Annotated in this window: 19 protein-coding genes; 7 read left to right on the forward strand and 12 right to left on the reverse strand. The window is 68.5% G+C overall.

The window, feature by feature from the left end; all coding sequences use genetic code 11:
- Window positions 1-20: 20 nt before the first annotated feature.
- Entirely contained in the window at window positions 21-236 is a 216-nt protein-coding gene (locus tag VFH59_RS02685; RefSeq protein WP_325163347.1) for a DUF3606 domain-containing protein, read from the reverse strand.
- A 199-nt stretch (window positions 237-435) separates the two neighbouring features.
- On the opposite strand from VFH59_RS02685, the gene VFH59_RS02690 reads away from it, so the two are divergent.
- Window positions 436-1,248, forward strand: a complete 813-nt coding sequence (locus VFH59_RS02690) for an NAD-dependent protein deacetylase (protein WP_325163348.1) — start codon at window positions 436-438, stop codon at window positions 1,246-1,248.
- Window positions 1,249-1,344: 96 nt separating this feature from the next.
- On the opposite strand, the gene tadA is transcribed toward VFH59_RS02690, so the two are convergent.
- The gene (tadA, locus tag VFH59_RS02695) at window positions 1,345-1,851 is read right to left on the reverse strand and encodes a tRNA adenosine(34) deaminase TadA (protein ID WP_325163365.1); all 507 of its coding nucleotides are present in this window, start codon (window positions 1,849-1,851) and stop codon (window positions 1,345-1,347) included.
- A 122-nt stretch (window positions 1,852-1,973) separates the two neighbouring features.
- On the opposite strand from tadA, the gene VFH59_RS02700 reads away from it, so the two are divergent.
- Window positions 1,974-2,606, forward strand: coding sequence for a peroxiredoxin-like family protein (locus VFH59_RS02700; protein WP_325163349.1), 633 nt, complete (start codon window positions 1,974-1,976; stop codon window positions 2,604-2,606).
- 32 nt (window positions 2,607-2,638) lie between these two features.
- Window positions 2,639-3,406: an SDR family NAD(P)-dependent oxidoreductase gene (locus VFH59_RS02705; protein ID WP_325163350.1), complete on the forward strand. Its 768-nt coding sequence runs from the start codon at window positions 2,639-2,641 to the stop codon at window positions 3,404-3,406.
- A gap of 16 nt (window positions 3,407-3,422) precedes the next feature.
- Here the strand turns inward: VFH59_RS02705 and guaA are convergent, their stop codons facing one another.
- The 3 genes from guaA to folD form a co-directional block, all read right to left on the reverse strand.
- A complete protein-coding gene (gene guaA / locus VFH59_RS02710) occupies window positions 3,423-5,003 on the reverse strand; it encodes a glutamine-hydrolyzing GMP synthase (RefSeq protein ID WP_325163351.1) in 1,581 nt (526 codons plus the stop codon).
- A gap of 136 nt (window positions 5,004-5,139) precedes the next feature.
- Window positions 5,140-6,597, reverse strand: a complete 1,458-nt coding sequence (gene guaB, locus VFH59_RS02715) for an IMP dehydrogenase (protein ID WP_325163352.1) — start codon at window positions 6,595-6,597, stop codon at window positions 5,140-5,142.
- 153 nt (window positions 6,598-6,750) lie between these two features.
- A complete protein-coding gene (gene folD / locus VFH59_RS02720) occupies window positions 6,751-7,602 on the reverse strand; it encodes a bifunctional methylenetetrahydrofolate dehydrogenase/methenyltetrahydrofolate cyclohydrolase FolD (protein WP_325163353.1) in 852 nt (283 codons plus the stop codon).
- Between the two features lie 163 nt (window positions 7,603-7,765).
- Here folD and VFH59_RS02725 point away from each other — a divergent pair, with 163 nt between their 5' ends.
- Window positions 7,766-8,338, forward strand: a complete 573-nt coding sequence (locus VFH59_RS02725; protein WP_325163354.1) for a GNAT family N-acetyltransferase — start codon at window positions 7,766-7,768, stop codon at window positions 8,336-8,338.
- A 56-nt stretch (window positions 8,339-8,394) separates the two neighbouring features.
- Here the strand turns inward: VFH59_RS02725 and der are convergent, their stop codons facing one another.
- The 7 genes from der to ndk form a co-directional block, all read right to left on the reverse strand.
- A complete protein-coding gene (gene der / locus VFH59_RS02730) occupies window positions 8,395-9,795 on the reverse strand; it encodes a ribosome biogenesis GTPase Der (RefSeq protein ID WP_325163355.1) in 1,401 nt (466 codons plus the stop codon).
- A gap of 29 nt (window positions 9,796-9,824) precedes the next feature.
- Window positions 9,825-11,039 carry an outer membrane protein assembly factor BamB gene (gene bamB / locus VFH59_RS02735; protein ID WP_325163356.1) on the reverse strand — a complete coding sequence of 405 codons (1,215 nt, stop codon included), beginning with the start codon at window positions 11,037-11,039 and terminating at the stop codon, window positions 9,825-9,827.
- Window positions 11,036-11,686: a tetratricopeptide repeat protein gene (locus VFH59_RS02740; RefSeq protein WP_325163357.1), complete on the reverse strand. Its 651-nt coding sequence runs from the start codon at window positions 11,684-11,686 to the stop codon at window positions 11,036-11,038. Before VFH59_RS02740 ends, bamB begins: the two co-directional genes overlap by 4 nt.
- 238 nt (window positions 11,687-11,924) lie before the next feature.
- A complete protein-coding gene (locus tag VFH59_RS02745) occupies window positions 11,925-12,902 on the reverse strand; it encodes a helix-turn-helix domain-containing protein (RefSeq protein WP_325163358.1) in 978 nt (325 codons plus the stop codon).
- Window positions 12,899-13,684: a type IV pilus biogenesis/stability protein PilW gene (pilW, locus tag VFH59_RS02750; protein ID WP_325163359.1), complete on the reverse strand. Its 786-nt coding sequence runs from the start codon at window positions 13,682-13,684 to the stop codon at window positions 12,899-12,901. Before pilW ends, VFH59_RS02745 begins: the two co-directional genes overlap by 4 nt.
- Window positions 13,674-14,837, reverse strand: coding sequence for a 23S rRNA (adenine(2503)-C(2))-methyltransferase RlmN (gene rlmN / locus VFH59_RS02755; RefSeq protein ID WP_325163360.1), 1,164 nt, complete (start codon window positions 14,835-14,837; stop codon window positions 13,674-13,676). The genes pilW and rlmN overlap by 11 nt, the downstream gene beginning before the upstream one ends.
- Window positions 14,838-14,899: 62 nt before the next feature.
- Window positions 14,900-15,325, reverse strand: a complete 426-nt coding sequence (gene ndk, locus VFH59_RS02760; RefSeq protein ID WP_209618137.1) for a nucleoside-diphosphate kinase — start codon at window positions 15,323-15,325, stop codon at window positions 14,900-14,902.
- A 228-nt stretch (window positions 15,326-15,553) separates the two neighbouring features.
- Here ndk and VFH59_RS02765 point away from each other — a divergent pair, with 228 nt between their 5' ends.
- The 3 genes from VFH59_RS02765 to VFH59_RS02775 form a co-directional block, all read left to right on the forward strand.
- Window positions 15,554-16,168, forward strand: a complete 615-nt coding sequence (locus VFH59_RS02765) for a TetR/AcrR family transcriptional regulator (protein WP_325163361.1) — start codon at window positions 15,554-15,556, stop codon at window positions 16,166-16,168.
- A gap of 80 nt (window positions 16,169-16,248) precedes the next feature.
- The gene (locus tag VFH59_RS02770) at window positions 16,249-18,618 is read left to right on the forward strand and encodes a 3-hydroxyacyl-CoA dehydrogenase/enoyl-CoA hydratase family protein (protein ID WP_325163363.1); all 2,370 of its coding nucleotides are present in this window, start codon (window positions 16,249-16,251) and stop codon (window positions 18,616-18,618) included.
- A 119-nt stretch (window positions 18,619-18,737) separates the two neighbouring features.
- Window positions 18,738-19,212: beta-ketoacyl synthase N-terminal-like domain-containing protein (locus VFH59_RS02775; protein WP_325163364.1), on the forward strand; the 475-nt coding region annotated here is incomplete at its 3' end.

Here is a 19,212-nt window from a genome sequence, read left to right on the forward strand (position 1 = left end):
TGTCCCCTTGCGCCGGGCCATCAGTCGCCGCGTCGGCGGCTGGCGCCGCGCGGCTTGTCCGCATGGCTGGCCTGCGGCCGGTTGGTGTACTGGCGCACCGCCTGGGTATTGGTGCCGACCACGGCGATCGCCTCGCGCAGGTCATGCTCGGAGATGCGCAACTGCTTGGACCAGTACCGCATCGCGAACGGATCTCTGTCGTTGATCGTGCTCAGGGTCCGGTCGGACTGGCTCATGATTCACCCGTGGGCGGCGGTGCTGCGGCAGCGCAGGCATCTTGGTGGTGGCGCATTGAAGGCGCCGTCACGGAAAGATGAGACGCTCGTAAAGCGTTCCTGTAGGAGCGCCCGCGGACGCGACCGCACCGGTACCGCCGGAGGCATGGCGGCCACGCCCGGGCATCCCGCGGGGCGCGTGCCGCGCCATACTTGCGCCATGCATGCCACTGCCCCGCTCACCCGCTTCATCGACGCCCATCCCCGCCTGTTCGTGCTGACCGGCGCCGGCTGCAGTACGGACTCGGGCATCCCGGACTACCGCGACGCCGAGGGCGCCTGGAAGCGCACGCCGCCGGTGACCTACCAGGCCTTCATGGGCGAGGAGCGCACGCGCAGGCGCTACTGGGCGCGCAGCCTGGTCGGCTGGCGCCACTTCGGAAAGGCCCGGCCCAACGGGACCCACCACGCCCTGCAGCGGCTGGAGGCGCAGGGCCGGCTGGAACTGCTCGTCACGCAGAACGTGGACGGCCTGCACCAGCGCGCCGGCCAGCGCCAGGTGGTGGACCTGCACGGGCGGCTGGACCAGGTCCGCTGCATGGGTTGCGCCTGGCGCCAGCCGCGCGAGGCGTTCCAGCAGGAACTCGACCGCCTCAATCCAGGCTGGTCCACGCTGGCTGCCCGCGAAGCGCCGGATGGCGATGCCGACCTGGACGCGCCGCACTTCGACGATTTCGTGGTGCCGCCGTGCCCGGCGTGCGGTGGCGTACTCAAGCCCGACGTGGTGTTCTTCGGCGAGAACGTGCCGCGCGAACGGGTGATGCAGGCGATGCAGGCGATGGAAGCGGCCGACGCGGTGCTGGTGGTCGGCTCCTCGCTGATGGTGTTTTCCGGCTACCGCTTCGTCCACGCGGCAGCGCGTGCCGGCAAGCCGGTGGCGGCGGTGAACCTGGGGCGCACGCGGGCCGATCCGTTGCTGGACCTGAAGGTCGAGCAGCCATGCGCGGAGGCGCTGGCGTTCCTGCTTGCCTGAAGACCCCGGCGGCGCGGGCGCGGCCGGGGCCCACCCGGCAAGGGAATGCTGCCTGATAGCCGGCAGTACGCCGCTTCACCGCCGCGCGAGACCGCTTCACCGCCGCGCGCGGAAGAATTCCCGCAGCATGTCGCCCGACTCCGCGGCCAGCAGCCCGCCCTGCACCAGCACGCGGTGGTTGTGCCGGTCGGATATCAGCGTGTCGAACACGCTGCCGGCCGCGCCGGTCTTCGGGTCCGTCGCCGCGTACACGACCCGGCCGATCCGCGCGTGCACCAGCGCCATCGCACACATCGCGCAAGGCTCCAGCGTCACGTAGAGGGTGGCGCCGACGATGCGGTGGTTCGCCAATTTCTCGCCCGCCGCGCGCAGGGCCATGATCTCGGCGTGCGCCGTGGGGTCATGCAGGGTGATGTTGCGGTTCCAGCCCAGCCCGACGATCTGGCCCTCGTGCACCAGCACCGCGCCCACGGGTACCTCGCCTTCCGCGTCGCGCGCATGCGCCGCCAGTTGCAGGGCCCGGCGCATGCACTCCGTATCTTGCGGTGAGAACGCCGGCTCGGGCGGCTTGGCGGGATCGATCAGGGACACGCGCGGAACCATTGACGAAAGACGGGGCATTGTACCGGCGGGCTCATGGAACCGCCCCACGCCCGAGGCCGCCTTGACGGGTGGTTCAACCCGGACGGGCCAGCATCCGGCTGTTCCGCTCACCAGGAGCCGCCATGAATCCCGATGTCGCCGTGGGTCGGACCTTCCCCGACTTCGTCCTTCCCGACCACACCCGAACGCCGCGTCGCCTGTCGGACCTGCAAGGCACGGCCGACCTGATGCTGCTGGTGCTGATCCGCGGCTTCTTCTGTCCGAAGGATCGCGAGCAGCTCAAGGCACTGACCGCGTTCCACCCGCAACTGGTCGTGGGCAGCTGCCACCCGGTGGTGATCACCATCGACGACTGGCACACCACCAACAACCTGCGCCAGCAGCTGGGCGCGCACTACCCGTTCCTGTACGACGAGAAGCACCAGGTGCGCGATGCACTGGATATCCTCGAATACACCGACCCCACGCACCAGCCGATGATCCCGCACACGTTCCTGCTCGCGCCCGGGATGGAGATCCGCCGCATCTGGAACGGCTATTACTACTGGGGACGCCCGTCGACGGCGGAACTTCACCAGGCCCTGCGCGAGGCGACCCAAGCCATCCGCCGGGACTGGGATCTTTCCGATCCGGAACTCAAGCGGCAGTGGGATGCCGGCGACAAGTCGAACTTCTACCCCTACGGCGTCAAGTCGATGGAGCAGACCCTCGTCGAGATGGCCGGGGCGGTGGACCAGTACGCCGGCTCCGCCTGATGGCGAGCCGGGCTGGATCGGGAGCACCCGGCTTGCGCATCTTCATCACCGGTAGCACCGATGGCCTCGGCCGCGCGGCGGCCCGCGCGCTCCTCGGACAGGGCCACGCGGTCGTGCTGCACGCGCGGTCGAACGAACGCGCTGCGGCCCTCGCGGACCTCGCGCCCCGCGCGGCGGGCGTCGCGATCGGGGACCTTGCAAGCCATGTGGAGACCTGCGACGTCGCCCGGCAGGTCAACGCGATCGGGCGCATGGACGCAGTGATCCACAACGCCGGCATCTACGCCCGTCCAGGTCGCGACACGACGCCGGAGGGCCATGCCGGCACCCTGGCGGTGAATACGCTCGCGCCGTTCCTGCTGACGGCGAAAATGGAACGGCCCGGTCGGCTGGTCTACCTCAGCAGCGGCCTTCACCGCCAGGGCGAAGGTCCCCTGCGCGACATCGACTGGACCGAGCGCCGCTGGGATCCCTCCCGGGCCTACGCCGAAAGCAAGCTGTACGTCGTGGCGTTGGCCTTGTGCCTGGCGCGCAGATGGCCCGACGTGATCAGCAGCGCGGTCGATCCCGGCTGGGTGCGCACCCGCATGGGCGGCCCCGGGGCCCCGGTGGACATCGACACGGGACAGCGCACGCAGAGCTGGCTTGCCGCCAGCATGGACCCCGAAGCACGGGTCAGTGGCCGCTACTGGCACCACATGAAGCCCGAGCAGCCGGCTGCCCAGGCGATGGATCCCGCATTCCAGGAGGCGCTGGTGGCGCGCCTCACGGAACTGACCGGCGTCGTGCTGCCCGCCTGACCCGGCTTGCCATCGGCTATTCCCACTCGATCGTGGCCGGTGGCTTGCCGCTGATGTCGTAGACCACGCGCGAGACGCCACGCAGCTCGTTGATGATGCGGTTGGAGACCTTGCCGAGGAACTCGTACGGCAGGTGTGCCCAGTGCGCGGTCATGAAGTCGATGGTTTCCACCGCGCGCAGCGCGATCACCCATTCGTAGGCGCGCGCGTCGCCGACGACGCCGACGGACTTGACCGGGAGGAAGACCGCGAAGGCCTGGCTGGTCTTGTCGTAGAGGTCGGCCTTGCGCAGTTCGTCGATGAAGATCGCATCGGCGCGGGCGAGCAGTTCGGCGTACTCGCGCTTCACCTCGCCCAGGATGCGCACGCCCAGGCCGGGCCCCGGGAACGGATGGCGGTAGACCATCTCGCGCGGCAGGCCCAGCGCGACGCCGATGCGGCGCACCTCGTCCTTGAACAGCTCGCGCAGCGGCTCGACCAGGCCGAGCTTCATGTCCTCCGGCAGGCCACCGACGTTGTGGTGGCTCTTGATGACGTGCGCCTTGCCGGTCTTGCTGCCGGCCGACTCGATCACGTCCGGATAGATGGTGCCCTGGGCCAGCCACTTCACCTGGCCATGCCCGGCTTCGGTGACCCTGGCCGACTCCTCGTCGAAGATCTCCACGAACAGGCGGCCGATGATCTTGCGCTTGGCTTCCGGGTCCGCCACGCCTTCGAGCGCCTGGAAGTAGCGATCGGCAGCGTCGACGCGGATGACTTTCACGCCCATGTGCTCGGCCATCGTGGCCATCACCTGATCGCCTTCCTTGAAGCGCAACAGGCCGGTGTCGACGAACACGCAGGTGAGCTGGTCGCCGATCGCCTTGTGCAGCAGCGCGGCGACCACCGAGGAATCCACGCCGCCGGAAAGGCCCAGCAGCACATGGTCGCTGCCGACCTTCTCGCGCACGCGCGCGATCTGGTCCTCGATGATGTTGTCGGCGGTCCACAGCGTGGCGCAGCCGCAGATGTCGACCACGAAGCGCTTCAGCAGCGCGTTGCCCTGCTTCGTGTGGGTGACTTCCGGGTGGAACTGCACGCCGTACCAGCGCTTGTCCTCGTTCTCCATCACGGCTACCGGGATGCGGTCCGTGGTGCCGGTGACGGCGAAGCCTGGCGGCGCCTTGCTGACGTGGTCGCCGTGACTCATCCATACATCGAGCCGATGCGTGTCGGTGTGATCGCTGAGGCCGGCGAACAGGCGGCTTTGCAAGGTGATGTCCACCTCGGCGTGGCCGAACTCGCGGGCATCGGCAGCCTCGGTGGCGCCACCCAACTGCGCAGCCAGGGTCTGCATGCCGTAGCAGATGCCGAGGATCGGCAGGCCCGCATCGAACACTTCCTGCGGCGCCTTGGGGGCGCCCGGCAAAGTGGTCGACTCCGGACCGCCCGACAGGATGATGCCCTTGGGCGCAAAGCGGGCGATTTCGGCCGGGTCGTGGTCCCACGCCCAGATCTCGCAATAGACGCCGAGCTCGCGCACGCGACGCGCGATCAGCTGCGTGTACTGCGCGCCGAAGTCGAGGATGAGGATCTTGTCGGAATGGATGTTCTGCATCGGACCGGGCTCTTTGGGCTGTCGTCCAGAAACGGACCGGCGTCATTCCCCGGGAGCGGGGATCGATGGATGCGACAGGTCTGCTGCCGCGGGAATGGCGCCATAAGAAATCGGGGCCCGCATTGGGCCCCGTGTGTCACGAGTTCAGCCGGTAGTTCGGCGCTTCCTTGGTGATCTGGATGTCGTGCGGGTGCGCCTCGGTCACGCCGGCGGAGGTCACCTTCACGAACTGCGCCTTCTGGCGCACGTCCTCGACCGTGGCGGCGCCGAGGTAGCCCATCGAGGCACGCAGGCCGCCGATCAGCTGGTGGATGATGTTGCGCAGCGGACCGCGGTACGGCACGCGGCCCTCGATGCCCTCGGGCACCAGCTTGTCGGCGTCGGCCTCGTCCTGGAAGTAGCGGTCCTTGGAGCCCAGCGCCATCGCGCCGAGCGAGCCCATGCCGCGGTAGCTCTTGTAGGAGCGGCCCTGGAACAGTTCGACCTCGCCGGGCGATTCCTCGGTGCCGGCGAACATCGAGCCGAGCATCACCGTCGACGCGCCGGCGGCCAGCGCCTTGGGAATGTCGCCCGAGTAGCGGATGCCGCCATCGGCGATCAGCGGGATCTCGTCCTTGAGCGCGGTGGCGACCATGTCGATGGCAGTGATCTGCGGCACGCCGACGCCGGCGACCACGCGGGTGGTGCAGATCGAGCCCGGGCCCACGCCGACCTTGACCGCATCCACGCCGGCATCGAGCAGCGCGCGTGCCGCCTCGCCGGTGACGATGTTGCCGGCGATCACCTGCACCTGCGGGTAGCGCTGCTTGACCCAGCCGGCGCGCTCGATCACGCCCTGCGAATGGCCATGCGCGGTGTCGACCACCAGCACGTCCACGCCGGCGTCGACCAGGGCCTCGACCCGCTGTTCCGTATCGCCACCCACGCCGACCGCGGCGCCGACCAGCAGGCGCTCGTGCGAATCCTTGGCCGCGTTGGGGTTGTCGCGAGCCTTCTGGATGTCCTTCACGGTGATCAGGCCGCGCAGCTGGAAGTCGTCGTTGACCACCAGCACCTTCTCGATGCGGAACTTGTGCAGCAGCTGCAGCACCTCGTCCTGGCTGGCGCCTTCGCGCACGGTGACCAGCTTGTCCTGGCGCGTCATGATGTTGCGCACCGGATCTTCCAGCTTGCGCTCGAAACGCAGGTCGCGGCTGGTGACGATGCCGACCAGCTTCTCGCCGTCGACCACCGGCACGCCGGAGATGTTGTGCGCGCGGGTCAGCTGCAGCACCTCGCGGATGGAGGTGTTGGGTCCGACGCTGATCGGGCTGCGGATCACCCCGGCCTCGAACTTCTTCACCAGGCGCACTTCGGCCGCCTGCTGCGCGGCGGTCATGTTCTTGTGGATGATGCCGATGCCGCCCTGCTGGGCCATGGTGATGGCCAGCCGCGCCTCGGTGACGGTGTCCATCGCGGCGGACACGATCGGGATGTTCAGGCGCAGGTTGCGGGTCAGGCGCGTGGAGGTGTCGACGTCGCGCGGCAGGACGGCCGAGTGGGCCGGAACGAGGTACACGTCGTCGTAGGTCAGGGCCTCGGCGAGGATGCGCATGCGGGTGGGTCTCGCTGCAAAGATGGGATTATACGCGAGGAGATGCGGGGCGGGCGAGAAAAGGTCGTGGGGAGCGCGACAGGCGGATGCCGGCAGTACGCCGGCGCACCGACGCCATCCGGGCGCCCACGCCACCGGTCTCCCGCCCCGGCTTCACCCCCGCGCCTCGGCCGCCTCGAGCGTGTTCTCGATCAGCGTCGCGACCGTCATCGGCCCCACGCCGCCAGGCACCGGCGTGATCCAGCTCGCGCGGTCGGCCGCGGTAGCGAACTCGACGTCGCCCACCAGTCGCCCGTCGTCCAGCCGGTTGATACCCACGTCGATCACGACGGCGCCCGGCTTGATCCATTCGCCTTTGACCAGGCCAGGCTTGCCGACCGCGACGATGACGATATCGGCCTGGCGCACGAACGAGGCCAGGTCACGCGTGAAGCGATGGCAGCAGGTCGTGGTGCAGCCGGCGATCAGCAACTCCAGCGCCAGCGGTCGCCCGACGTGGTTGGACACCCCCACGACGACCGCGTGCTGGCCACGCACCGGGCGGTCGGTGTGCCCGAGCAGCGTCATCACGCCCTTGGGCGTGCAGGGCCGCAGCCCGAAACGGCGCAGCGCCAGGCGGCCCACGTTCACCGCCTGGAAGCCATCGACGTCCTTGTCGGCATCGATGCGGTCGACCAGCGCGTCCTCGTCGATGTGCGGCGGCAATGGCGACTGCACCAGGATGCCGTGCACGGCCGGATCCGCGTTGAGCCGGTCGATCAGCGCGAACAATTCCTCCTGCGTGGTGCTGGAGGGCAGGTCGTAGTCGAAGGAACGGAAGCCGACCTGGTGGCAGGCCTTGCGCTTGTTGCGCACGTACACCGACGAGGCCGCATCGTCGCCCACCAGCACGACCGCAAGTCCGGGCTCCGGCAGCCCCTGCGCCCTGCGCTCGGCCACGCGCCTGCCCACGCGATCGAGCAATTCCTGGGCGATGCGCTTGCCGTCGAGGATGCGTGCGGTCATGGGTCTGCCTGCTTTGCGAAGACGGTCATTATCCCGTCGGCGCCAAGGCTGCACAAACGGAGGCGTGCCCGCGGGGTGGATTTCAGCCGCCGGGCCCGCTGCCGCACAATCACGGTCTGCTGAAGCCAACCCCACGACCATCATGCGATCGACGGAAACCACCGTGCCCCTGCCCGCCGACCTGGAACTTGCCGAAGGCCCCCTGCTCCTGCGCCCGTGGCGGCCCGGGGACGCGCCGGCGCTGCACGCGGCGGTGCAGGAGTCGCTGGAATCCGTGGGCTGCTGGCTGCCCTGGTGCCATGCCGGCTACGACCTTGCCGCGGCGCAGGCCTGGATCGGGCATTGCCGGGCGGCCTGGGCGGACGGTGAGCATTTCGCCTTCGGCGTCTTCGCGCGGCACGACGGTGCCCTGCTCGGCAGTGTGGGACTGAACCAGCTCAACCGCCTGCATCGCAGCGCCGCGCTGGGCTACTGGGTACGCCAGTCGCGGCAGGGCGAGGGCATCGCGTGGCAGGCGGCGAGGCACGCGGCCGGCTTCGGCTTCGAGACGTTGGGGCTGGTCCGGATCGAGGTCGTGGTGCTGCCCGACAACCATGCCAGCCGGCGGACGGCGGAACGGGCGGGCGCGCGGTTCGAGGCGATCGCGCGGCACCGGTTGTGGATGCGCGACGAGGCCAGGGACGCGGCGGTATATGCGTTGGTGCCCGGCGATCCGGCCGGGCCGCGGACCAGCTGAACGGCAGGGCCCGGGCTCGCCCCGAGAGGGGAGACCTCCGCGCCGGGGCCGACCGGCTACTTCTTGCGCCGCTTCATCTCGCGGATCATTCGCTGGCGCTTGCGCTGCTGGCTCTCGGTCAGGACGTTCCGGCGCCCGGCGAACGGATTGTCGCCGTCGCGGAAGTCGATCCGGATCGGCGTGCCTTCCATCCGGTAGCGCTTGCGGAAGAAATTTTCCAGATAGCGGCGATAGGCCGGCGCGATGTGCTTGGTGCGGCTGCCGTGGATCACGATGGTCGGCGGGTTGGAGCCGCCCGGATGCGCGAAGCGCAGCTTGGGCGCGTGGCCGCGGACCAGCGGCGGCTGGTAGGCCTCGTAGGCTTTCTCCAGCGTGCGGGTGAGGTCGGACGAGCCCAGTTCCAGCGTCGCCGAGGCGTGCGCGCGGACGATGGCGCGCATCAGCTCGCGCAAGCCGGAGCCGTGCAGCGCCGAAATGAACACGGTCTTGGCCCAGTCGACGAACACCAGCTTGCGCTCGAGCGTGCGCTGGCATTGCTCCCGCTGGTAGGCGTCCATGCCGTCCCACTTGTTGACGGCGATCACCAGCGCGCGACCCTCTTCGACCGCATGGCCGATCAGGGTGAGGTCCTGGTCGGCGAGGTTTTCGCGCGCATCGACCATCAGCACGACCACCTGGCTGGCCGCCATCGACTGCAGCGTCTTGATGACGCTGAACTTCTCCACGCCCTCTTCCACGCGCGCCCTGCGGCGCACACCGGCGGTGTCGATCAGCGTGTAGCGCTTGCCGTCGCGCTCCAGCGGCACGCGGATGGGGTCGCGGGTGGTACCGGCGACGTCGGACACGATCAGCCGGTTCTCGCCGAGCAGGCGGTTGATCAGGGTGGACTTGCCGGCATTGGGACGGCCGACGATGGCGACGCGGATGCTGTCGTCCTCGACGTGTTCGGCGGATTCGTCCTCGTCCGGCGGCAGCAGCGGCAAGGCCGCGGCGATCAGCTCCTCGGTGCCGCGGTTGTGCGCGGCGGACAGCGGCAGCGCGGCGGCGATCCCGAAGCGGGCGAACTCGGCCAGCGCGTCCTGCACTTCCAGGCCGTCGGTCTTGTTGACCCCCAGCAGGATCGGCTTGCCGCTGCGGCGCAGCTCGCCGAGGATGCCCTGGTCCTGCGGCAGCAGGCCGTCGCGCGCATCGACCACGAACACCAGCACCTGGGCCTCGTCGATCGCCAGGCGCACCTGCTGCGCAGTGAGCGCGTCGAGCCCTTCCTCGACCCCGGACAGGCCGCCGGTATCGACCACCACGAACGGGCGCGCGCCGAGATGGCACACGCCGTAGTGGCGATCGCGGGTGACGCCCGGCATGTCGGCGACCAGGGCGTCGCGGCTGCGCGTCAGTGCATTGAAGAGGGTCGATTTACCGACGTTGGGGCGACCGACCAGGGCGACGACGGGCAGCATGATTCAGCATCTTCCTTGCGAGGCGGCGATCAGCGCGCACCGCCGAGACGGTAGGCGCCGATGCGGCCCTCCACGTCCTCGACGTACACGACATCACCCACCACCAGCGGCTGGGCGCGGATGGCGTGCCTGGAGAGCCGCTCGCGCGCGGCCAGGGCACCGTCGCCGGTCTGCAGCCAGTGCACGTAGCCCTCGATGTCGCCGACCACCACGTAATCGCCCTGCACCGCCGGGCCGGTCAGCCAGCGGTACTTGAGCTTGTCGTTCTTCCACATCTCGGCGCCGCCGCTCTTGTCGAACGCCCACACCCGCGAATCCTCGTCGGCGGCGTAGAGCGCGTTGCCCTTGAGCGCGAGCGAGGTGTAGGTGGAGAACGCATGCGCCCACATCGGCCGGCCGCTGGGGCCGTCGATGGCCACCAGGTTGCCGTGGTAGGCGGCGCCATAGAGGGTGCGCCCGTCGAGCAGGATCGAGCCGTCGGCATCGTCCAGGCGCTCGATCTCGGTGCGGCCCTCGCCACTGGCCAGGTTCTGCTCCCACAGCTTCTCGCCGGTATCCAGGCGCAACGCGACCAGTTTGCCGCCGTCGCTGCCGAAGAACACCACGCCGTTGGCGACCAGCAGCGGACCGTTGCCGCGCAGGCTGAGCAGCGGCACTTCGCTCTGGTCGTAGACCCAGCGGCGCTCGCCACTGGCGGCGTCCAGGCCATAGACGCGACCGTCGCCGGTGCGCACCACGACCAGGTCGCCGACAACGACGGGCGAGGCCAGCACCTCGGACTTGAGCGTGGCTTCCCAGCGCGGGCTGCCGTCCTTGGCGTTGACGCCGTAGACGTGGCCGTCGAGCGTGCCGACGGCGAGCAGGTCGCCGCTGACCGCCGGGCCACCGGCGTAGAAGGCGTCCTTGCGCTTCTTGTCGCCCCAGCCGAACCAGCCATGGGTGCGCGAGCTCTTGGACCAGATCGTCTTGCCGGTGGCGGCATCGAGGGCGACCAGCTTGCCGTCCGCGCTATCAGCGTAGAGCACGCCATCGACCACCGTCGGGCGCAGGCGCACGCCGGTGTCCTTTGCCCCGTCGCCGATGGACTCGCGCCACAGGCGGGTGACCTGCACCGTGGGCTTGAAGTCCTTCGACAGCGGCGTCGGCGGCTCGACGTTTTCCTTCTTGGCGTTGTGGCAACCCGCCAACGCGACCAGGCCGACCAGCGCCACCATTACCGCCCGCTTCATGCCAATTACCTTCATGCGCCCTGCTTCCCGGCCACGGCCAGATCGTCGAGTTTGAGTTGCAAGGCGGCGCGCTGCGGCGCGTCCTCACCCATCGCGGCCAGCGCCGCCCGGTAGGCCTTGCGCGCGTCGTCCGCGCGACCAAGCTTGACCAGCGCATCGCCACGTAGTTCCTGGCGCAGCGCCTCGTAGCCCTTGGCGTGGACCGCGTCGAGCGTGCCCAGCGCGTCCTTGGCCTTGTCGGCGGCCAACTGCACCTTGGCCGTACGCAGCTCGACCAGCGGCTTGAGGGCGTTGTCGCCGACGTGCTCGCTCGCCCAGTGCAGCGAAGCCAGCGCCTTGTCCAGCTGCCTGGCCTCGACCAGGCGCTGGGCCTGGTCGCTGGCGGCGAAGACTGCATAGGCCGACTTCGCGTATTCCTTTTCGAGGCGATCGACCAGCTTGTCCGCTTCGCCCGTGTTGCCGGAGGCCAGCGCGGTCTGAAGCTGCTGGTAGAGGTTGGAAGCCTCCATCTCGCGCGTGGCCTGGTGGTTGCGCCACTGCTGCCAGCCGAAGATCGCGACCAGGCCGATGACGATGCCGATCACGATGGACAGGCCGTTCTGGCGCAGCCATTGCTGTACACGTTCGCCTTGTTCGTAATCGTCGTATGCGTCGAATGCCATGCGGGTGTCCATCAAAAGCGCGCGCCGCGACGGCTGGAGCCGACCCGGCGCAGGGCTGAATGTGAGTTGGGAAAAGCCATGACCGCGCGTGAACAGCGGTCAATGGACAAGCATAACCGAACCACCGCGGCCGCGGGCAGTTCGGTCACCTCCCGGCGAGATCCGCAGCCGTCCCGAACGGCACCTTCTGCGCAGCCGGCATGGCGGTCGTGCGCCGCTTCCGCGACGACCGGACCGATCAGGCGTCGCCGGGCGCGGGCTTGCCGTCCTGCACGCGGAAGTGGGCCACGTTGGCATGGCGGTAGGCGTCCAGTGACAGCGGCTGGCCGTCGACGCTGACCTTGGCGGCGCCGGCGTTGCCGATGCGTACGTCCAGCGGCTGCGTGCTGTTCCAGGTCCTGGTGCTACCGGCCGGAAGCAGGCCGTATTGCAGGCGCGAGCCATCGGCGGCCACGACCTCGACCCAGCTGGCCTCGCCGAGTGTGACGCTGACGCTGTGCCCGCCCGGGGCAACGGCGGCCGGGGCCGCGGCGGTGGTCGCCGGATCCGGCTTGGCGGACGTCAGGCTACCGCCGTCCAGGCCGGGAAACGGCGCCATCGAAGCGAGCAGCGGCTGCTGCTCCTCCGTCGACGCCGGGGCTGCGGCCTTGTTCGCGGACGTGGTCGCGGCGACCCGGGGGCTGTTGCCGGCCGGCGCGGCCTGCTGGGCAGCGACCGGGGTGGCATCCAGCGGCGCCAGGTGGCTGAGGTCGCGATCGAGCGTGCCGCGCACGCCCAGCCACACCATCGGCACCACGATCACCGCGGTAAGCACCACGTAGGTCGCGGCCGTGGCATAGCGCTCCAGCAGGTAACGCGAGTGCGACATGCCGCCGGTGGCCACCAGCGTCGGCTCGGCGCGCCTGAGGCTCGCCAGCTCCGCCTGGATGGCGTCCTCGTCGACGCCCAGGTGGCGCGCGTACTTGGTGATGTAGCTGGCCAGGTAGACGGCGTAGTCGATGCCTTCGCGCTGGTTGCCCTCGAGCTGGCGCAGCACGCGCGCCGGGAGCTTGAGCGCGTGTGCGCAGGCATCGATGTCCAGGCCGCGTGCCTCACGGGCGGCGCGCAGGCGGCTACCGAAACTGGGGGACTGTTCGTTCGACGGGCCATCCGTGATCGCCGCGACGGCGAACAGATCAATCGCGCGATGGCCGGGATTGGACTGCTGGAAGGTCATGGGCTAGCGGGTGCGTCGAGGGCGTGGGCCTGATCCGAATCCGGGAACTGGCTTTGCAGTCGCCTGCGGTAGTTTTGGGCAGCGTCCGTGTTGCCCAGGCGGGTTTCGATGTCGTGGCCGAGCTTGAGCGAGTCGGCGCTAGGCTGGCCCAGCGCGTCGAAGCGCTGGATGAACGCCCTGGCGCGGAAGGCATCGTTGTTCAGGTAGAGCACCTTTGCCAGGTGCAGCAGCGCGTCGCCGTCCTGTGGATTGGCGTCGAGCGCCTTGCGCAGGCTGCCCTCGGCACCGGCCAGGTCCTTCATGCGCAGCTGGCAGATGCCCTTGTTGGTCAGCGCCACGTCCGGTGTCCGGTAGAACGGATCCTTCAGCGCCCGGTCGAAGAACCGGATCGCCTCGGCGCCCTTGCCGATGCGGCACAGGAAGGTGCCCAGATTGTTGTTCGGCATGCCCTTGTCGGGCTCGAGCTGGACCGCGCGGCGGTAATGCTCTTCGGCCAGTTCAGGCCGGTTGATGCGCTCGTCGAGCACGGCCATCACCGTGTGCGCCGGCGCGTAATCCTTGTCGAACTGCAACGCCTTGGTGAGCTTGTCCATGGCCGTCTGCAGGTCACCCTGTGCCAGGTAGCGCTGCCCGAGTTGCGTATGGATGCGCGCGGCATCCTCGGCCTCCTGATGCACGTTGCCCCGGGGCAGTGCGGCGCCCAGTCCGTTGTCGGTCGTCGTGGTGACGCAACCGGCCAGTGCCAGTGCGAGCGCTGCCCCCATCCAGCGTTCAAGACGCATGCGCGACTCCCTGCCCCTGATCCAGTCGTTTGCGGAACTCCGCCTGCCGGCGGGTGCGGTCCAGCACCTGGCCCTTCAACTGGCCGCAGGCGGCATCGATGTCGTCGCCGCGCGTGCGACGCAACATGGTGAGCACGTTCGCGTTGAGCAGCTGGGTCTGGAAGGCGCGGATCGTCTCGGCATCCGAGCGCTCGAAGCGCGTACCCGGGAAGGGGTTGAACGGAATCAGGTTCACCTTGGCGCTGCCGGTAGGCAGCTTGCGCATCAGCTTGATCAGCTGCTTCGCGTGCTCGGGCTGGTCGTTCACGCCCTTCATAAGGGTGTATTCGAAGGTGATCGAGGTACGCGGGCGTCGTTCGATCCAGCGCTGGCAGGCCCCCAGCAGCTCGGCGATCGGATAGCGCTTGTTGAGCGGCACCAGCTCGGTGCGCAGCTCGTCGTTGGCCGCGTGCAGCGAGACCGCCAGCGACACGTCGATCGCCTCGGACAGCTTGTCGATCATCGGCACCAGGCCGGCGGTGGAGAGCGTCACGCGCTTGGACGCCAGGCCGAAGCCCAGGTCGTCGCGCATCAGGCTCATCGCCGCGACCACGTTGTCGAAGTTCAGCAGCGGCTCGCCCATGCCCATCATCACCACGTTGGTGATGCGCCGGTTCTGGTGCGTGACGTTGCCCAGGTGCTTGGCGGCCACCCACACCTGTCCGATCACCTCGGAGGTCGCGAGGTTGCGGTTGAAGCCCTGCGTCGCGGTCGAGCAGAACTGGCAGTTCAGGCCGCAACCGACCTGCGAGGACACACACAGCGTGCCGCGGGTCGGCTCGGGGATGTAGACCGCCTCGACGGCGTTGCCGCCGTCCATGCCGAGCAGCCACTTGTGCGTGCCGTCGGCCGCGGCCTTGTCGAACAGCGTCTTCGGGGGACCGACGTAGCACGAGGCTTCGAGCTTGGCGCGCAGCGCCTTGCCCACGTCGGTCATCTTGCCGAAGTCGTCTTCCAGGCGATGGTAGATCCACTTCATCACCTGCTCGGCGCGATACGGCTTCTCGCCCAGCTGCGCGAAGAAATCACGCAGGCCCTGGCGATCGAAGTCGAGCAGGTTGACCTTGTCGCTTGCGGCTTTCGGGTCGGATGGAGTGGAAGTGACCTGGTTCATTTTGAGAGTGCGGCCATGGCTGGCCGCTTTTTGACCTTCGCGCTCACGGATGAGCGCACGAGTTACCTGGGGGAGACTTCCGTCTCCGCGAAGAAGTAGGCGATCTCGACCTTGGCGGTCTCGGCGGCATCGGAGCCGTGCACCGCGTTGGCGTCGATCGAGTCGGCGAAGTCGGCGCGGATCGTGCCCGGCGCGGCGTCCTTCGGATTGGTGGCGCCCATCAGCTCGCGGTTCTTCGCGATCGCGTTCTCGCCCTGCAGCACCTGGATCATCACCGGGCCGGAGATCATGAACTCGACCAGCGCGTTGAAGAACGGGCGCTCCTTGTGCACTGCGTAGAAGCCTTCGGCCTCCTTGCGCGAGAGCTGCTTCATCTTCGCGGCGATGACCTTCAGGCCGGCCTGCTCGAAACGGGAGTAGATCTGGCCGACCACGTTCTTGGCGACGGCATCGGGCTTGATGATGGAAAGGGTGCGCTCCAGCGCCATGTGTCTGCTCCGGGAAAACTGGTATCTGAGTGGGCTATCGGCTGGCTTGCCGATCAATGTAGGACCAAATCCGACACGAAATGCGGATTTAGCTCACGAAAGTTTGACAGATTCTAAGCTGATCGCAAGCGGACACGGCCTGAGCCGAACGGCCGTTTGACGCGCCGGAAGCCCCCCGCGTATGCTCAAACGATCGTTTGATTCCCACCCGTGCGAGCGAGCCCCAGCGTGAACAGTTCCGCCTCGACCAAGGAACGCATCCTCGCCGCCGCCGAGGTGCTGTTCGCCCAGCGCGGCTTCGACGGCGCCTCGCTGCGCCAGTTGACGGCCGCCGCCGGCGTCAATCTCGCCGCGGTGAACTACCACTTCGGCTCCAAGGACAAGCTGGTCGAGGAGGTGTTCCGGCGCCGCCTGGACACGCTGAACGCGCACCGACTGGCCGCACTGGCGAAGGTCGCCGGGGAACCGGACACCACGCTCGAGGACGTGCTCGATGCGTTCATCCGCCCGGCCCTGGCGCTCTCCGGCGACGGCAGCGGCTCGCTGTTCATGCGCGTGCTCGCGCGCGCGTTCGCCGAGCACGACGATCACCTGCGCCAGTTCATGTCGGAGAACTACGGCCACGTCATGCGCCAGTTCACCGCCGAATTCGCCCGCCTGTTGCCGCAGCTCAGCCGCGAGGAGCTGTACTGGCGCATCGACCTGGTCACCGGCGCGCTGACCCATGCCATGTCCGGTTTCGGCATGATCCAGCGCAAGGGCGGTGTCAGCGAGGCCGCCCACCGCGAGCAGACCATCGCGCACCTGATCCGCTTCGCCAGCGCGGGCCTGAGCCACCCCTGACCCCTTCCGACTCACCGGCCAGCCACGACTGGCTGCCTAGCCTCTTTCCGTTTCGCTGTCCGCATCCCCTGGAGAAGCCAATGCCCGCAACACTACGCATCCGCAAGGCCGCCGTGCTGGGCGCCGGCGTCATGGGCGCGCAGATCGCCGCGCACCTGACCAACGCCGGTGTCGAGACCGTGCTGTTCGACCTGCCCGCCAAGGAGGGGCCCAAGAGCGGCATCGCGCTGAAGGCAATCGAGAACCTCAAGAAGCTCTCGCCCGCCCCGCTGGCGGACAAGAACCTCGCGGCCGCGATCATCCCCGCCAACTACGACGAAGACCTCGATCACCTGAAGGAAGTCGACCTCGTCATCGAGGCGATCGCCGAGCGGATGGACTGGAAGCTGGACCTGTACAAGAAGATCGCCTCGCATCTGTCGAAGACCGCGGTCATCGCGTCCAATACCTCGGGCCTGTCGATCAACACGCTGGCCGAGGCGCTGCCCGAGGAGATGCGCCATCGCTTCTGCGGCGTGCACTTCTTCAACCCGCCGCGCTACATGCACCTGGTCGAGCTGATCCCGACCCGGTTGACCGATGCCAGCGTGGTCGAAGGCCTCGAAGCCTTCCTCGCTACCACCGTCGGCAAAGGTGTCGTCATCGCCAAGGACACCCCGAACTTCATCGGCAACCGCATCGGCGTGTTCTCGATGCTTGCCACCATGCACCACACCGAGCAGTTCAAGCTCGGCTTCGACACGGTCGATGCACTGACCGGCCCCGCCATCGGCCGCCCCAAGAGCGCCACCTACCGCACCGCCGACGTGGTCGGCCTGGACACCATGGCGCACGTGATCAAGACCATGGGCGACACCCTGGCCGACGATCCCTGGCACAAGTACTTCAAGACGCCCGCCGTGCTTCAGGGCCTGATCGATGCCGGTGCACTCGGCCAGAAGACCGGCGCCGGCTTCTACAAGAAAGTCGGCAAGGAGATCATGGTCCTCGATCCTTCCAAGCAGGACTACGTGCCGTCCGAACAGAAGGCTTCGGACGAAGTCGCCGCGATCCTGGCGATCAAGGACCCGGCCGAGAAGTTCGCCAAGCTGCGCGCCTCAACCGACCCGCAGGCGCAGTTCCTGTGGGCGATCTTCCGCGACCTCTTCCACTACACCGCCTACCACCTGGCCGACATCGCCGACACCGCGCGCGACGTCGACTTCGCCATCCGCTGGGGCTACGGCTGGAAGCTGGGCCCGTTCGAAACCTGGCAGGCCGCGGGCTGGCAGCAGGTGGCCGGCTGGATCGCCGAAGACATCCAGGCCGGCAAGGCGATGAGCGACGCGCCGTTGCCCGCCTGGGTCACCGACGGCCGCACCGGCGTGCACGGCAAGGCCGGCTCGTACTCGGCCGCGTCGAACACCGACAAGCCGCGCTCCACGCATGCCGTCTACGCCCGCCAGCTCTTCCCGGACGCGATCCTCGGCGAGAAGTTCGACCAGGGCACCACCGTGTGGGAGAACGACGGCGTGCGCCTGTGGACGCTCGGCGACGACGGCGTCGGCATCCTCTCGTTCAAGACCAAGATGAACACGGTCAACGACCAGGTGCTCGACGGCATCCAGCACGCCATCGGCGTGGCGGAGGAGAAGCTCAAGGCGGTGGTGATCTGGCAGACCGGCGAGCCGTTCTCGGCCGGTGCCGATCTGAAGGGCGCGCTCGGCCTGCTCAAGAACGGCAAGTTCGACGCCTTCGAAGCGATGGTCGAGAACTTCCAGCGCACCAGCATGCGCATCAAGCACTCGCTGGTGCCGGTCGTCGCCGCCGTGCGCGGCCTGTGCCTGGGCGGCGGCTGCGAGTTCCAGATGCACTCGGCCCGCACCGTCGCTGCGCTGGAAAGCTACATCGGCCTGGTCGAGGCCGGCGTCGGTCTGCTGCCGGCCGGTGGTGGCCTGAAGGAGCTGGCCGTGCGCGCCGCCAACGCCAACCCGGCCGATCCATTCGAGTCTCTGAAGAAGGTGTTCGAGACCGTGGCGATGGCCAAGGTTTCCGGCAGCGCACTGGAAGCGAAGCAGCTCGGCCTGCTGCGTGACTCCGACATCGTCGTGTTCAACGCTTACGAGTTGCTGCACGTGGCCAAATCGGTCGCCGTCGCGCTGGCCGAAAGCGGCTGGCGCCCGCCCCTGCCCGCCCGCGCCATTCCGGTCGCCGGCGACACCGGCACGGCCACCTTCAAGGCCTCGCTGGTCAACCTGCAGGCCGGCTACTTCGCCTCCGAGCATGACGTGGCGATCGCCAGCCGCATCGCCGACACCCTGTGCGGCGGCGGCATCGAGCGTGGCTCGGTGGTCGACGAGGCGTGGCTGCTCAAGCTCGAGCGCAGGCACTTCGTGGAGCTGGCGAAGACCGAAAAGACCCAGGCGCGCATCGATCACACGATGAAGACCGGCAAGCCGCTTCGCAACTAACCGCGCACCCGCCCTGCTCCCTCCCCTTCAAGGGGGGGCCGGGGTGGGGATGGGTTTCCCGCACAGCCACGACACACCCGCCCAAACCGCGCAGCGCGCGACGGGCATCGGAGACCGAGATGACCAAGCAAATCCAGGACGCCTACATCGTCGCCGCCACCCGCACGCCGGTCGGCAAGGCGCCGCGCGGCGTGTTCAGGAACACCCGCCCGGACGACATGCTCGCCCACGTGATCCGCGCCGTGATGGCGCAGGCGCCCGGCATCGACCCGCAGCGCATCGGCGACGCCGTGATCGGCTGCGCCATGCCCGAGGCCGAGCAAGGCATGAACGTGGCGCGCATCGGCGTGCTGCTGGCCGGCCTGCCGCATACCGTGCCCGGCGTCACCATCAACCGCTTCTGCTCGTCCGGCCTGCAGGCCGTGGCCTATGCCGCGGACGCGATCCGCCTCGGCGAGGCGGACCTGATGATCGCCGGGGGCACCGAGAGCATGAGCATGGTGCCGATGATGGGCCACAAGGTGGCCATGAACCCGGCGATCTTCGACAACGAACACATCGGCATTGCCTACGGCATGGGCATCACCGCCGAGA

It is taken from the genome of Frateuria sp. (assembly GCF_035695185.1).
Classification (GTDB): domain Bacteria; phylum Pseudomonadota; class Gammaproteobacteria; order Xanthomonadales; family Rhodanobacteraceae; genus Frateuria_A.